The sequence below is a fragment of the Acidovorax sp. GW821-FHT10E04 genome (genome assembly GCF_059415185.1).
Genome location: NZ_JBWKMT010000008.1, coordinates 219210 through 232417 on the forward strand (window position 1 = coordinate 219210; position 13208 = coordinate 232417).

A 13208-nucleotide genomic window follows, 5' to 3' on the forward strand; every position below is an offset into this window, starting at 1 on the left:
GTTGCAAAGGCAATGGGCGCGGTTTAGTGAAACTGGACTTCGAGATGACCATCAAAACCCGCCCCAACATTATCTTCATCGTCGCCGACGACCTGGGCTATGCCGACCTGGGCTGCTACGGCGGGCGCGAAGCGGCCTTCGGCCCGGTCTCGCCCGTGCTCGACGGCCTGGCCGCGCAGGGCTTGAAGCTCACCCAGGGTTATTCCAACTCGCCCGTGTGCTCGCCCACGCGCTTCGCGCTGATGACGGCGCGCTACCAGTACCGCCTGCGCGGCGCGGCCGAGGAGCCCATCAACAGCAAGAGCCGGGGCAGCACCACGCTGGGCCTGCCGCCGTCGCACCCCACGCTGCCCTCGCTGCTGCGCGCGGGCGGCTACCGCACGGCGCTCATGGGCAAATGGCACCTGGGCTACCCGCCGGCCTTCGGGCCGCTGCAGTCAGGCTACGAAGAGTTCTTCGGCCCCATGTCGGGCGGGGTGGACTACTTCACGCACTGCAGTTCCAACGGCACCCATGACCTGTACCTGGGCGAAGAGGAAAAACAGCAGGACGGCTACCTCACCGACCTCATCACCGACCATGCGCTCGGCTACGTGGAGCGCATGGCGCCGGGCGCACAGGCCGGCACGCCGTTCTTTCTGAGCCTGCACTACACGGCGCCCCACTGGCCGTGGGAGACGCGCGATGACGGGGCGCTGGCGCAGGAGGTGAAGGGCAACCTGTTTCACCTGCATGGCGGCAACATCGAGACCTACCGCCGCATGATCCACCACATGGATGAAGGTATTGGCCGCCTGATGGACGCGCTGCGCCGCCACGGCATCGAGCGCGACACGCTGGTGGTCTTCACCAGCGACAACGGCGGCGAGCGCTTCTCGGACAACTGGCCCCTGGTGGGCGGCAAGATGGACCTGACCGAAGGCGGCATCCGCGTGCCGTGGATCGCCCACTGGCCCGCCGTGATCGCACCGGGCGGCGTGAGCCCGCAGACCTGCATGACCATGGACTGGTCGGCCACGATGCTCGATGCGGCCGGCGTGGCGGCGCATGGGGACTACCCGCTCGACGGCCGCTCGCTGATGCCGCTGCTGCGCGATGCCGCCCTGCACGATGCGCCGCCCCTGTTCTGGCGCATGAACCACCGGGGCCAGCGCGCCATGCGCCAGGGCGACTGGAAATACCTGCGTGTGGACGGCAACGACTACCTGTTCGATCTGTCGCAGGACGAACGCGAGCGCGCCAACCGGGCTCCCGTGGAACCCGAGCGGCTGCGGGCGATGCGCGCGGCCTGGGAGGCATGGAATGCGTCCATGCCCGCGATCCCGGACGACGCGACGGTGAGCCTGGGCTACTCGGTCAAGGACATGCCGCAGCGGTGACGGGCGGCCGGCGGGGCTGTCGGCTATGGTGTGGGGGGCGCATGCCATCCGCCCGCCTTCCTTCCGAATCCATGCCTTGAAGATGCCCCCGTTGACTTCCTTTCCCCTGAGCGCGCCCATCGCCGTGTTTCTGGCGGGGCTCGCGGCCGCGCTGCACATCGGCAAGATCCCACCCGCCATCACCGTGCTGCGGGAGACGCTGGGGGTCTCGCTGGTCGAGGCGGGCTTCCTGCTGTCGGCGGTCCAGCTGGCGGGCATGCTGCTCGGCGTTCTGGTGGGGGCGCTGGCCGATGGTTTTGGCCTGCGGCGCAGCATGCTGTATGGGCTGGGCGTGTTGTGTATCGCCAGCCTGGCGGGCGTGTGGGCCCGCCATCCGGCGGACCTGCTGGCATTGCGGGCGCTGGAGGGGCTGGGTTTCCTGTGGGTTGTGCTGCCGGCGCCCAGCTTGATGCGGCAGCTGGTGCCCGCTGCCAGGCTGCCCGCCTTCATGGGGCTGTGGGGTGCCTACATGCCCGCCGGCGTTGCCCTGGCGCTTCTGGCGGGGCCGGTGGTCATGGGGCTGTGGAGCTGGCAGGCCTGGTGGGGTCTGCTGGGTGTGCTGGCGGGCTGCGCGGGGCTCTGGCTGGCCCTGGCCGTGGGCCCGGATGCGCTGCGCGCCACCGTGGCGCGGCCGCGCACCGACCCGCCGTCTCCCGCGGTGGTCCTTCTGGCGCGGCGGCTGCGGCTCACCCTGGCCAGTCCCGGGCCCTGGGTGGTGGCGGTGGCGTTTGGCATGTACTCCTGCCAGTGGCTGGCCGTCATCGGGTTTCTGCCCTCCATCTACATGCAGGCGGGCGTCAGCGGCGTGGCTGCCGGTGCGCTGACCGCACTGGCCTGCGCGGCCAATGTGGTGGGGAACCTGGGGGCCGGCGGCTTGATGCGGGCGGGTTGGCGCACGCACCGTCTGTTGTCCCTCGGTTTCGGCGGCACGGCATTGGCCACGGTGGTGGCCTTCAGCCCCTTGGCGGGGGATGGCGCGGTTCTTCGGTTCGCTGCCGTGGTGGCGTTTTCAGCGGTGGGCGGGATGATTCCGGCCACCTTGTTTGCCCTGGCGGTCCGGGTGGCGCCCAGCGAGCACACGGTGTCCACCACGATGGGCTGGGTGCAGCAGTGCTCGGCCTGTGGCCAGTTCCTGGGCCCGCCGCTGGTGGCCTGGGTGGCGGGCCTGGCGGGCGGCTGGCATTTCACCTGGGCGGTCACCGGCGTGGCTTCGGTGGTGGGCCTGGGGCTGTCGTGGTGGGTGCGCCGGCAGCACCCGGCCTGAGACCGCAAACATGTCCTGGCGGAGCGGGCAGGGCCGGGCGCCCCGCCACCTGCCGCCCGCCCGATCACGCTGCCGCAGCGGACCCCGCCTGCACATGCTCGCGCCGCTGCACGATCACGAAGCGGTCGGCCACGAAGGCCAGGTTGGTGTAGCTGGCGTTGGCGGCCGGGTTGCCGCCCGTGGCGTGGTAGTCCGAGAACGAGGCCGACTGGTTCACGAACACCCCTTGTGTGAGGTTGATGGACAGGGCCACGCGCGTGCGCCGGCCCAGGGCGATGGCGGCGTCGATGTAGGCGCGGTCGGTGGAGTACACGCCCAGCGTCAGCGCGCCATGCGCGCGCAGCGTGGCCTCGGCCACCTGCAGGCTGGCGGCGCCCGAATCGGTGGCCACCAGGTAGGACACGGGGCCGAAGCATTCCTGGCCGTAGATGGCGCTGTCGGCCTGCTCCAGCGCCACGATCACCGGCGTGTGGATCTGTGCGTTCGCGAAATCGGGGTGGGGCAGGGCGCGCGAGGCCAGCACCAGGCGGCCCTGGCCGCTGGCCCGCTGCATGCGCGCCACGGTCTCGGGCGAGCCCACGGCGCCCAGCACCGAGGTGGCCACGCGCGGGTTCGAGGCCAACTCGGTCACGGCGGCGGCGAGGTCCGCGCACACCTGCTCGAAGCTCTTGTGCCCTTCGTCGGTGGCGATGCCGCCGCGCGGCACCAGGAGGTTCTGCGTGGTGGTGCACATCTGGCCGCTGTACAGCGACAGCGTGAACGCCAGGTTGCGCAGCAGGGCCGCGTACTGGTCGGTGGATTCGATGATCACCGTGTTCACGCCGGCCATCTCGGCATACACGCGCGCCTGGCGGGCGTTGTCGATGAGCCAGCGGCCGAACTGGTTGCTGCCCGTGAAGTCGATGCTGGCCACCGCGCTGTGCGTGGCCAGGGCCTGGGTGTCTTCGGCGCGGGGGCTCAGCGCCAGGGTCACGGTGTTCGGGTCCAGCCCCTGCTCGGCCAGCACCTCGCGCAGGATGTTCACCGAGATCGCGGCCGGCAGCACGGCATGGGGATGCGGCTTGACGATGACCGGGTTGCCCGTGGCCAGCGCGGCGAACAGGCCGGGGTAGGTGTTCCAGGTGGGGAAGGTGGCGCAGCCGACCACCAGCGCGACGCCGCGGCCCACGATCTCGTAGTGCTTTTGCATCAACAGCGGCGGGTTCTTGCCCTGGGGCTTGTCCCACAGCGCCTCGCCGGGCACGTCGGCCATGGCCTTCCAGGCGTAGGCGATGGCTTCGAGCGCGCGGTCCTGGGCGTGCGGGCCGCCGGCCTGGAAGGCCATCATCGGGCCCTGGCCGGTGGTCAGCATCACGGCGTGGGCGATCTCATGGCTGCGGCGGTGGATGCGCATGAGCGCCTCCAGCAGCACGCCCACGCGGCCTTGCGCGCCCAGTGCCTGCCACGCGGGTTCGGCCGCCTGGGCCGCTGCCACCAGCGCGTGCACGTCGCAGTCGGGGTAGCGCACATCCAGCGCCACGCCATAGGGCGAGCGTTCTGTCGCCAGCCGGCCCTGTTCACCGGGCTGCTGCAGCGGGAAATCCTTGCCCAGCAGGGCGGCCACGGCCGCCTGGCCGTCGGCCTGGCCGGTCTCGCCATAGACCTTGGGCGAGGGCGATTCGGGGAAGGGCGTCCAGTGGCCGCGCGTGGCCAGGGCGTCCAGGGCGCCATCGAGCAGGGCACGGTGCGTATCGAACAGGGGCATGTATTTGTCTCCGTTAAGGGTTTGCCCTGAGGGGTTTGACTTGTGTCAGGGTTGTGGAAAGTTTATTCTCTACCGAACGGTCGGTCAATAATGTTTGCGGCCGATCAATACAACGTTTCCCCACTTTGGTAGGCAGGAGCATCCATGTCTGAACCCCTTGTCCTTGTGACGCAGTCGGGCGCCGTGCAAACACTGGCGCTCCACCGGCCCGCCGCGCTCAACAGCTTTACCGCCGAGTTGCATGCGCAACTGCTGGACGCCCTGGAGGCCGCTGCGGCCAACACCGAGGTGCGCTGCGTGGTGCTCACGGGCACGGGCCGGGCCTTCTGCGCCGGGCAGGACCTGGCCGACCCGGCCGTGGCGCCCGACCTCACGCCCGGCGCCGCGCCCAAGGACCTGGGTGAAGTGATCGAGAAACTCTACGGCCCGCTGTGCCTGCGCATCCGCAGCATGCCCATCCCCGTGGTGGCCGCCGTCAACGGTGTGGCCGCCGGCGCGGGCGCGAACCTGGCGCTGGGTTGTGACCTGGTGCTGGCTGCGCGCTCGGCCAGCTTCATCCAGGCCTTCACCAAGATCGGCCTGGTGCCCGACACCGGCGGCACCTGGCTGCTGCCGCGCCTGGTGGGCCGTGCGCAGGCCCTGGGCCTGGCGCTGCTGGGCGACAAGCTGCCCGCCGCCGATGCCGAGCGCCTGGGCCTGATCTGGCGCTGCGTGGACGACGCGGCGCTGCAGGACGAAGCCCAGGCCCTGGCCCAGCGGCTGGCCGCCATGCCCGTGAAGGCGCTGGTCGCCACGCGCAATGCGATCGATGCCGCCGCGCAGATGGACTACGGCCAGGCCCTGGCCCGTGAGGCGGCCGTGCAGCGCACGCTGGGCGCTTCGGCCGACTATCGTGAGGGCGTCGAGGCCTTCATCGGCAAGCGCGCTCCCGTGTTCAAAGACCGCTGAGCGACCCATGGACTCCACCACCTCCCCCATGGACCCCCAGGCCATCGCCGAGCACGTGCGCACCGGCATGCTCGCCAACGACCGCGCCACGCAGGGCCTGGGCATCGCCATCACGGCCATCGCGCCGGGCCGGGCCACGCTCGAGATGACCGTGCGTGCCGACATGCTCAACGGCTTCGACATCTGCCACGGCGGCTTCATCACCACGCTGGCCGACTCGGCGTTCGCCTTTTCGTGCAATGCGCGCAACGAGATGACCGTGGCCTCGGGCCTGTCCATCGACTTCCTGGCGCCCGCGCGCGAGGGCGACCGCCTCACGGCCGTGGCCACCGAGGTCTCGCTGGCCGGCCGCACCGGCGTGTACGACGTGAACGTGCACAACCAGCGCGGCGAGGCCATCGCCGTGTTCCGTGGCCGCTCGTACTGCATGAAGGGCAAGCACACCGTACCTTTGGCCGACAACGCCCGCTGACCCCATACCGAGAACACCACAGGAGACATCCATGGCCGTGCGCCACCCCGCCCCAGGCGACCTGGAGCCCATCGAAACCGCCAGCCGCGACGAGGTCCAGGCCCTGCAGCTGCAGCGCCTGCGCTGGACGCTGCAGCACGCCTACGACAACGTGCCGCACTACCAACGCGCCTTCGATGCCAAGGGCGTGCACCCGTCGGACCTCAAGCAGCTGTCCGACCTCTCCAAGTTCCCCTTCACGGTCAAGAAAGACCTGCGCGACAACTACCCCTTCGGCATGTTCGCCGTGCCGCGCGAAAAGGTGGCCCGTATCCACGCCTCCTCGGGCACCACGGGCAAGCCCACGGTGGTGGGCTACACCTTGAAGGACATCGACACCTGGGCAGACCTGGTGGCGCGCTCCATCCGCGCAGCGGGTGGGCGCGCTGGCGACCTGATCCATGTGGCCTATGGTTACGGCCTGTTCACGGGCGGCCTGGGCGCGCACTATGGTGCCGAGCGCGCGGGCTGCACGGTGATTCCCATGTCGGGTGGCCAGACCGAAAAGCAGGTGCAGCTGATCCGCGACTTCGGGCCCAGCATCATCATGGTCACGCCGTCCTACATGCAGGTCATCAACGAGGAGTTCGTGCGCCAGGGGCTGGACCCGCGCGAGAGCTCGCTCAAGGTCGGCATCTTCGGCGCCGAGCCCTGGACCGAGGCCATGCGCCGCGAGATCGAGACCAAGGCCGGCATCGACGCGGTGGACATCTACGGCCTGTCCGAAGTGATGGGCCCCGGTGTGGCCAGCGAGTGCATCGAGAGCAAGGACGGCCCCGTGGTCTGGGAAGACCACTTCTACCCCGAGATCATCGACCCCGAGACGGGCGAGGTGCTGCCCGACGGCCAGGAGGGCGAACTCGTCTTCACCTCGCTGAGCAAGGAGGCGCTGCCCATGATCCGCTACCGCACGCGCGACCTCACGCGCCTCTTGCCGCCCACCTCGCGCGCGTTCCGCCGCATGGGCAAGATCGTGGGCCGCTCGGACGACATGCTCATCATCCGCGGCGTGAACGTGTTCCCCACGCAGATCGAAGAGATCGTGCTGCAGAACGAGAAGCTGTCGGGCCAGTATCAGATCCTGGTGGCGCGCGACGGCAACCTCGACCAGGTCACCGTGCGCTGCGAGTTGCAGCCCGGCGTGGCCGACGGCGAGCGCCCCGACCTCACCGGCTGGGTGCAGCACCGCATCAAGACCCTGGTGGGCATCACCTGCCAGGTCGAGGTGCTGGCCACCGATTCCATCGAACGCACGCTGGTGGGCAAGGCCCGCCGCGTGATCGACCAGCGCCCACGCTAACCCTTCACGAAAGGACGACACCATGTACACCCAGGCCATGGACACCATGGGCAAGGAAGGCGGCGACGCCGGCAACAAGGCCCTGCGCAGCGCCGAGGAGATGCAGCGCCAGGAGGCCTTCGACGCGCGCATCGACGCGGGCGAATTCATCGAGGCCAAGGACTGGATGCCCGATCACTACCGCAAGACCCTGCTGCGCCAGATCAGCCAGCATGCGCACTCGGAGATCGTCGGCATGCTGCCCGAGGGCAACTGGATATCGCGCGCGCCCACGCTCAAGCGCAAGGCCATCCTGCTGGCCAAGGTGCAGGACGAGGGCGGCCACGGCCTGTACCTGTACGCCGCGGCCGAGACCCTGGGCAGCTCGCGCGACCAGATGCTGGATGCGCTGCACACCGGGCGCGCCAAGTACAGCTCCATCTTCAACTACCCCACGCTGACCTGGGCCGACATGGGCACCATCGGCTGGCTGGTCGATGGCGCGGCCATCATGAACCAGGTGCCGATCTGCCGCTGCTCGTACGCGCCCTACGCGCGGGCCATGGTGCGCATCTGCCGCGAAGAAAGCTTCCACCAGCGCCAGGGCTACGACGCGCTGCTCACCATGATGCAGCAGGGCACCGACGCCCAGCGCGCCATGGTGCAGGACGCCGTGAACCGCTGGTGGTGGCCCTCCATCATGATGTTCGGCCCGCCCGACGACCAGTCGCCCAACTCCGCGCAGTCCATGCGCTGGGGCATCAAGCGCGTCTCCAACGACACGCTGCGCCAGAAGTTCATCGACGCCACGGTGGAGCAGGCCCGCGTGCTGGGCGTGACGCTGCCCGACCCCGACCTGCAATGGAACGAGGAGCGCCAGGCGCACGACTACGGCGCCATCGACTGGAGCGAGTTCTGGCGCGTGATCGGCGGCGACGGCCCCTGCAACGAAGAACGCCTGGGCGCGCGCGTCAAGGCCTGGGACGACGGTGCCTGGGTGCGCGAAGCCGCCCTGGCCCATGCCGCCAAGCACGCCCCGGTGCGCGCTGCGGCCTGAGATTCCCTGTTTCGAGACAACCCATGACGAACCCCACCACCCCCTCCACCCCCGCCGCCGACCCCGCCATGGCCACCGAATGGCCGCTGTGGGAAGTCTTCGTGCGCAGCAAGGCCGGCCTGGACCACAAGCACTGCGGCAGCCTGCATGCGGCCGACCCGCGCATGGCCATCCAGCTGGCGCGCGACGTCTACACCCGGCGCCAGGAAGGCACCAGCGTCTGGGTCGTGCGCTCCGACCAGATCGTGGCCAGCGACCCCGGCGAGAAGTCCATGTACTTCGACCCGGCGCAGGACAAGGTCTACCGCCACCCCACCTTCTACGTGCTGCCCGAGTCCGTGGACCACATGTGAGCGCCACTGCCATGCAAGCCACCAGCATCCACACCAGCCAGGACCCGGCCGTGCAGTACCTGCTGCGCATCGGCGATACCTGCCTCATCCTCGCCCAGCGCCTGTCCGAATGGTGCGGCCACGGCCCCGTGCTCGAAGAGGACATCGCCCTGTCCAACATGGCGCTGGACCTCGTGGGCCAGGCGCGCGCCGTGCTCACCCGGGCCGGGCAGATCGAAGGCCGTGGCCACGACGAGGACCAGCTGGCCTTTTTGCGCGACGAGCGCGACTATGTCAACGTGACCCTGGTGGAGCTGCCGCGCGGTGACTTCGCCTTCACCGTGGTGCGCAATGCCATGGTGGCCACCCTCTTCAAGCTGCTGTGGGAGCGCCTGGCCACCTCCAGCGACACGGAGCTGGCCGCCATCGCCGGCAAGGCGGTCAAGGAGGCGCGCTACCACCAGCAGCATGCGGCCGACTGGGTCGTGCGCCTGGGCGACGGCACGGCCGAATCGCGCCGCCGCACCGAAGCGGCCTTGAAGGCCCTGTGGCGCTACACGCCCGAGCTGTTCGTGGTCGACGCGGTGGACGAATCCGCCCACGTCACGGGCCTGGGCCCGCGCTGGGCCGACCTGCAGGACACCTGGACCGGCGAGATGGCGCAGATCCTGGCCGCGGCCAGCCTGGCCACGCCCAAGGAATCGGCCTTCCTCAGCACCGGCAAGCAGGGCGTGCACAGCGAGCACATGGGCTTCATCCTCACCGAGATGCAGTACCTGCAGCGCAGCTTTCCCGGAGGCGTGTGGTGATGATGGCCGAGGCCATTGCACGCCCAGGCACCGCGGACGCGCGCATCGCCCGCGCGTGGGCGGTGCTCGACGGCGTGCCCGATCCCGAGGTGCCCGCGGTCTCCGTGTGCGACCTGGGCATCGTGCGCGACGTGCGCCTGGCGGGCGATGGCCTGGAGATCGTGCTCACCCCCACCTACTCGGGCTGCCCGGCCACCGAGGCCATCGAGCGCGACGTGCTCGCCGCCATAGAGGCGGCAGGACTGGGTCCGGCCCATGCCACGCTGCAGCGCGCCCCGGCCTGGACCACCGACTGGATCACCGAACGCGGCCGCGCGCGCCTGCTGGCCTACGGCATCGCGCCGCCCGGCCCGCTGCCGCCGGGCACCGAGGTGCCGCTGCGCTTCATGCCGCGCACCGGGGCTGCAGCGCCGGCCCTGGCCTGCCCGCGCTGCGGCAGCCTGCAGACCGAGCGCCTCTCGGCCTTCGGCTCCACGGCCTGCAAGGCGCTGTACCGCTGCATGGCCTGCCGCGAGCCCTTCGAACATTTCAAGCCGCTGTGACGGCCACCCACCACAAGACACCGACATGAGCGTCATCTTCCATCCCCTGCGCGTGCGCGCCATCGAGCCCGACACGGCCGAGGCCGTCATCGTCTCCTTCGACGTGCCGCCCGAGCTGCGCGAGGTCTTCGGCTTCACCCAGGGCCAGTACCTCACGCTGCGCACCGACATCGGTGGCCAGGACCTGCGCCGCTCGTACTCCATCTGCGCCGGCGTGGACGACGCCGAGCTGCGCGTGGGCGTGCGCAAGGTCAACGGCGGCGTGTTCTCCAACTGGATCAACGCGCAGCTCAAGGTGGGCGACACCCTGCAGGTCATGGCGCCGCAGGGCCGCTTCTTCGTGCCCATCCAGGCTGCCGCGCAGCGCCACTACCTGGGCATCGCGGGCGGCAGCGGCATCACGCCCATCCTGTCCATCATGAAGACGGTGCTGGCGCGCGAACCCGGCAGCCGCTTCACGCTGATCTACGGCAACCGCACGCTGCAGTCCACCATGTTCAAGGAGGAGATCGAGGACCTCAAGAACCGCTACCTCACGCGCCTGGTGCTGCACCATGTGTTCTCGGCCGAGCAGACCGACGCGCCGCTGAACATGGGCTTCGTGAACCGCGAGAAGCTCGCCGAGTTCCTGAAGGCCCTGGTCCCCGCGCAGAAGATCGACGAGGCCTTCATCTGCGGCCCCTTTCAGATGAACGATGAGGCCGAGGCCGCGCTGCTGGCCGGCGGCGTGCCGGCCGAGCGCATCCATGTGGAGCGCTTCGGCGTGGCCCTGCCCGCAGGAGGGCAGGTCGGCGCGGTGGTGCACGAGGCGCTGCCGGGCGATGCCAAGACCTCCCGCATCGCCATCGTGCGCGACGGCCTGCGGCGCGAATTCCCGTTCTCGGGCGAGCAGGCCAGCATCCTCGATGCGGCCTCGGCCGCCGGGCTGGAGGTGCCGTTCTCGTGCACCTCGGGCGTGTGCGGTACCTGCCGCGCCAAGTGCGTGGAGGGCGAGGTGCGCATGGAGCGCAACTTCGCGCTCGACAAGAACGAGGTGGCCGCCGGCTTCGTGCTCACCTGCCAGTGCCGGCCGCTGTCCGACAGCGTGGTGCTGTCGTTCGACGAACGCTGATGGTCGCTATGACGGCATCCACCGCTGCACACGGTGCCTGGCATCGGCAAGGAATGGGCCGCCGTGGGCCTGCGATGCCCCCGGATGCGGCAAGATGGCGCCCCTTCACTCCAGGATGCAAAGGAAAACTGCCCATGGCCCGAGGACGCTCCCCCGGATACGACGACCAGCGCGAAATGATCCTCCGCCATGCCGCCGAACTGTTCGCACGCCGCGGCTATCCTGCCACCTCGATGAACGAGGTGGCCGAGGCCTGCGGCCTGTCCAAGCCCACGCTGTACCACTACTTTCGCGACAAGTACAACCTGCTCGTGCACATCGCCGACGGGCATGTCTCGCGCCTGCAGGCGCTGGTGGAGGAGGTCGAGGCCCAGCAGCTCGCGCCCGAGGCGCGGCTGCGCGAGCTGATCCACCGCTTCGTCGAGGAATACGCCGAGGCCCAGCACGCCCACCGCGTGCTGACCGAGGACGTGCGCTTCCTGCAGTCCGAGGACAGCGAGCGCATCCTGGGCAAGGAGCGCGCCGTGGTGGCCGCCTTCGCCACCGCGCTGGGGCAACTGCGCCCCGACACCGATGCCGCCGGCCTGACCAAGGCGCTGACCATGCTGCTGTTCGGCATGATCAACTGGATGTTCACCTGGCTCAAGCCCGACGGCGAACTCGACTACGGGACCATGGCGCCCATCGTTGCGGACCTGTTCTTTGGTGGATTTCCTGCCGTCCGAATGCCCATTGAACCGGCCCAAAGACCCGCGCGTCCATGACAATGGCCACGCACGTTCACCACCGCGTACCCGATACCGGCCGACAAGAGCCGGAACAGCGCTGAATCTTCCTTGCTTGCCTGCCGCTGACAACACCATCCTTTCTTTTCCACAGGAGACAAACGCATGAAAAAAACCCGCTTCGCACAACTCGCGCTGGTGGCCGCAGCCGCCGCCATGGCCTGCGGCGCCGCCCTGGCCGACATCACCGTCGGCGTCACGGTGTCGGCCACCGGCCCGGCCGCCTCGCTGGGCATCCCCGAGAAGAACACCATCGCCCTGATGCCGCGCACCATCGGCGGCCAGAAGGTCAACTACATCGTGCTCGACGACGCGTCGGACACGACCACCGCCGTGGGCAACACGCGCAAGCTGATCAGCGAAAGCAAGGTCGACATCATCCTCGGGTCGAGCACCACGCCCAACTCGCTGGCCATGATCGACGTGGTCGCCGAGGCGCAGACGCCCATGATCTCCATGGCCGCCTCGGCGCGCATCGTCGAGCCCATGGACGCCAAGAAGAAGTGGGTCTTCAAGACCCCGCAGAACGACATCATGATGTCGCTGGCCATCGTGGACCACATGGCCAACGCCGGCGTGAAGACCGTGGCCTTCATCGGCTTTGCCGACGCCTACGGCGAAGGCTGGTACCAGGAGTTCGGCAAGGCCGCCGCCATCAAGAAGATCCAGATCGTGGCCAACGAGCGCTATGCGCGCACCGACACCTCGGTGACGGGCCAGACGCTGAAGATGATCTCGGCCAAGCCCGACGCCGTGCTCATCGCCGGCTCCGGCACGCCGGCCGCATTGCCCCAGAAGGCGCTCAAGGAGCGCGGCTTCACCGGCAAGGTCTACCAGACCCACGGCGTGGCCAATGCCGACTTCCTGCGCGTGGGCGGCAAGGACGTGGAAGGCACCTTCCTGCCCTCCGGCCCGGTGCTCGTGGCTTCGCAGCTGCCCGCCTCGCACCCGGTGAAGAAGTCGGCCAGCGCCTACGTGGCCGCCTATGAGGCCGCCCACGGCAAGGACAGCGTCTCCACCTTCGGCGCCCATGGCTGGGATGCCGGCGTGCTGATGGCCGCCGCCGTGCCCGTGGCCCTGAAGAAGGCCAAGCCCGGCACCGTGGAATTCCGCACGGCCCTGCGCGATGCGCTCGAGCAGATCAAGGAAGTGCCCGGCGCGCACGGCATCTTCAACATGTCCGAGAACGACCACCTGGGCCTGGACCAGCGCGCCCGCGTGATGGTCAAGATCGAGAACGGGACCTGGAAATACATTCCCTGACCCCCTGAGGCGCTGCGCGCCTTCCCCTCCAAGGGGACGCCACCCGTGGCCTGGCGAAGCCGGTTCCACGGTGGCGCTGGTCTGGGGCGCGCCGGTTTCATGGTGTCCGTCTCTTCGGCGAAGAGCTGTCTGGAAATGCCATGAA

13 protein-coding genes are annotated in these 13208 nt (G+C 69.3%); 12 read left to right on the plus strand and 1 reads right to left on the minus strand.

Going from position 1 to position 13208, the window contains the following annotated elements; translation table 11 throughout:
* The first annotated feature begins 44 nt into the window (after positions 1 to 44).
* Positions 45 to 1379, plus strand: a complete 1335-nt coding sequence (locus AC07OC_RS23700; protein WP_494602390.1) for a sulfatase family protein — start codon at positions 45 to 47, stop codon at positions 1377 to 1379.
* A gap of 82 nt (positions 1380 to 1461) precedes the next feature.
* On the plus strand, positions 1462 to 2682 hold the full coding sequence (locus AC07OC_RS23705; protein WP_492245094.1) for an MFS transporter: 1221 nt from the start codon (positions 1462 to 1464) through the stop codon (positions 2680 to 2682).
* A gap of 64 nt (positions 2683 to 2746) precedes the next feature.
* Here the strand turns inward: AC07OC_RS23705 and paaN are convergent, their stop codons facing one another.
* On the minus strand, positions 2747 to 4426 hold the full coding sequence (gene paaN / locus AC07OC_RS23710) for a phenylacetic acid degradation protein PaaN (RefSeq protein ID WP_494602392.1): 1680 nt from the start codon (positions 4424 to 4426) through the stop codon (positions 2747 to 2749).
* Between the two features lie 144 nt (positions 4427 to 4570).
* Between paaN and AC07OC_RS23715 the strand changes: the two genes are divergently transcribed.
* The 10 genes from AC07OC_RS23715 to AC07OC_RS23760 all read left to right on the plus strand — a co-directional run bounded on the left by AC07OC_RS23715 (position 4571) and on the right by AC07OC_RS23760 (position 13063).
* The gene (locus AC07OC_RS23715; RefSeq protein WP_494602394.1) at positions 4571 to 5374 is read left to right on the plus strand and encodes an enoyl-CoA hydratase-related protein; all 804 of its coding nucleotides are present in this window, start codon (positions 4571 to 4573) and stop codon (positions 5372 to 5374) included.
* Positions 5375 to 5381: 7 nt separating this feature from the next.
* Positions 5382 to 5846: a hydroxyphenylacetyl-CoA thioesterase PaaI gene (gene paaI, locus AC07OC_RS23720; protein ID WP_494602395.1), complete on the plus strand. Its 465-nt coding sequence runs from the start codon at positions 5382 to 5384 to the stop codon at positions 5844 to 5846.
* Positions 5847 to 5877: 31 nt separating this feature from the next.
* Positions 5878 to 7185 (plus strand): phenylacetate--CoA ligase PaaK, encoded by a 1308-nt coding sequence (gene paaK / locus AC07OC_RS23725; RefSeq protein WP_494602397.1) that lies wholly within the window; start codon positions 5878 to 5880, stop codon positions 7183 to 7185.
* A 22-nt stretch (positions 7186 to 7207) separates the two neighbouring features.
* Positions 7208 to 8221 carry a 1,2-phenylacetyl-CoA epoxidase subunit PaaA gene (paaA, locus tag AC07OC_RS23730; protein ID WP_492245097.1) on the plus strand — a complete coding sequence of 338 codons (1014 nt, stop codon included), beginning with the start codon at positions 7208 to 7210 and terminating at the stop codon, positions 8219 to 8221.
* Positions 8222 to 8244: 23 nt separating this feature from the next.
* Complete coding sequence (gene paaB / locus AC07OC_RS23735; RefSeq protein ID WP_255591631.1) at positions 8245 to 8574, plus strand: 1,2-phenylacetyl-CoA epoxidase subunit PaaB; 330 nt, start codon at positions 8245 to 8247, stop codon at positions 8572 to 8574.
* Between the two features lie 11 nt (positions 8575 to 8585).
* Entirely contained in the window at positions 8586 to 9362 is a 777-nt protein-coding gene (gene paaC, locus AC07OC_RS23740; protein ID WP_218341293.1) for a 1,2-phenylacetyl-CoA epoxidase subunit PaaC, read from the plus strand.
* On the plus strand, positions 9362 to 9904 hold the full coding sequence (paaD, locus tag AC07OC_RS23745) for a 1,2-phenylacetyl-CoA epoxidase subunit PaaD (RefSeq protein ID WP_218341321.1): 543 nt from the start codon (positions 9362 to 9364) through the stop codon (positions 9902 to 9904). Before paaC ends, paaD begins: the two co-directional genes overlap by 1 nt.
* 25 nt (positions 9905 to 9929) lie before the next feature.
* Positions 9930 to 11015, plus strand: coding sequence for a 1,2-phenylacetyl-CoA epoxidase subunit PaaE (gene paaE / locus AC07OC_RS23750; protein ID WP_494602400.1), 1086 nt, complete (start codon positions 9930 to 9932; stop codon positions 11013 to 11015).
* Between the two features lie 134 nt (positions 11016 to 11149).
* Complete coding sequence (locus AC07OC_RS23755) at positions 11150 to 11779, plus strand: TetR/AcrR family transcriptional regulator (protein ID WP_494602402.1); 630 nt, start codon at positions 11150 to 11152, stop codon at positions 11777 to 11779.
* Between the two features lie 126 nt (positions 11780 to 11905).
* Entirely contained in the window at positions 11906 to 13063 is a 1158-nt protein-coding gene (locus tag AC07OC_RS23760; RefSeq protein ID WP_370627858.1) for an ABC transporter substrate-binding protein, read from the plus strand.
* Positions 13064 to 13208 lie beyond the last annotated feature (145 nt).

What these genes read in the sequence shown, in the direction of transcription:
- AC07OC_RS23700 (WP_494602390.1), top strand. Translation starts at nt 45, where the DNA reads ATGACCATCAAAACCCGCCCCAACATTATCTTCATCGTCGCCGACGAC.
- AC07OC_RS23705 (WP_492245094.1), top strand. Translation starts at nt 1,462, where the DNA reads ATGCCCCCGTTGACTTCCTTTCCCCTGAGCGCGCCCATCGCCGTGTTT.
- paaN (WP_494602392.1), bottom strand. Translation starts at nt 4,426, where the DNA reads ATGCCCCTGTTCGATACGCACCGTGCCCTGCTCGATGGCGCCCTGGAC.
- AC07OC_RS23715 (WP_494602394.1), top strand. Translation starts at nt 4,571, where the DNA reads ATGTCTGAACCCCTTGTCCTTGTGACGCAGTCGGGCGCCGTGCAAACA.
- paaI (WP_494602395.1), top strand. Translation starts at nt 5,382, where the DNA reads ATGGACTCCACCACCTCCCCCATGGACCCCCAGGCCATCGCCGAGCAC.
- paaK (WP_494602397.1), top strand. Translation starts at nt 5,878, where the DNA reads ATGGCCGTGCGCCACCCCGCCCCAGGCGACCTGGAGCCCATCGAAACC.
- paaA (WP_492245097.1), top strand. Translation starts at nt 7,208, where the DNA reads ATGTACACCCAGGCCATGGACACCATGGGCAAGGAAGGCGGCGACGCC.
- paaB (WP_255591631.1), top strand. Translation starts at nt 8,245, where the DNA reads ATGACGAACCCCACCACCCCCTCCACCCCCGCCGCCGACCCCGCCATG.
- paaC (WP_218341293.1), top strand. Translation starts at nt 8,586, where the DNA reads ATGCAAGCCACCAGCATCCACACCAGCCAGGACCCGGCCGTGCAGTAC.
- paaD (WP_218341321.1), top strand. Translation starts at nt 9,362, where the DNA reads ATGATGGCCGAGGCCATTGCACGCCCAGGCACCGCGGACGCGCGCATC.
- paaE (WP_494602400.1), top strand. Translation starts at nt 9,930, where the DNA reads ATGAGCGTCATCTTCCATCCCCTGCGCGTGCGCGCCATCGAGCCCGAC.
- AC07OC_RS23755 (WP_494602402.1), top strand. Translation starts at nt 11,150, where the DNA reads ATGGCCCGAGGACGCTCCCCCGGATACGACGACCAGCGCGAAATGATC.
- AC07OC_RS23760 (WP_370627858.1), top strand. Translation starts at nt 11,906, where the DNA reads ATGAAAAAAACCCGCTTCGCACAACTCGCGCTGGTGGCCGCAGCCGCC.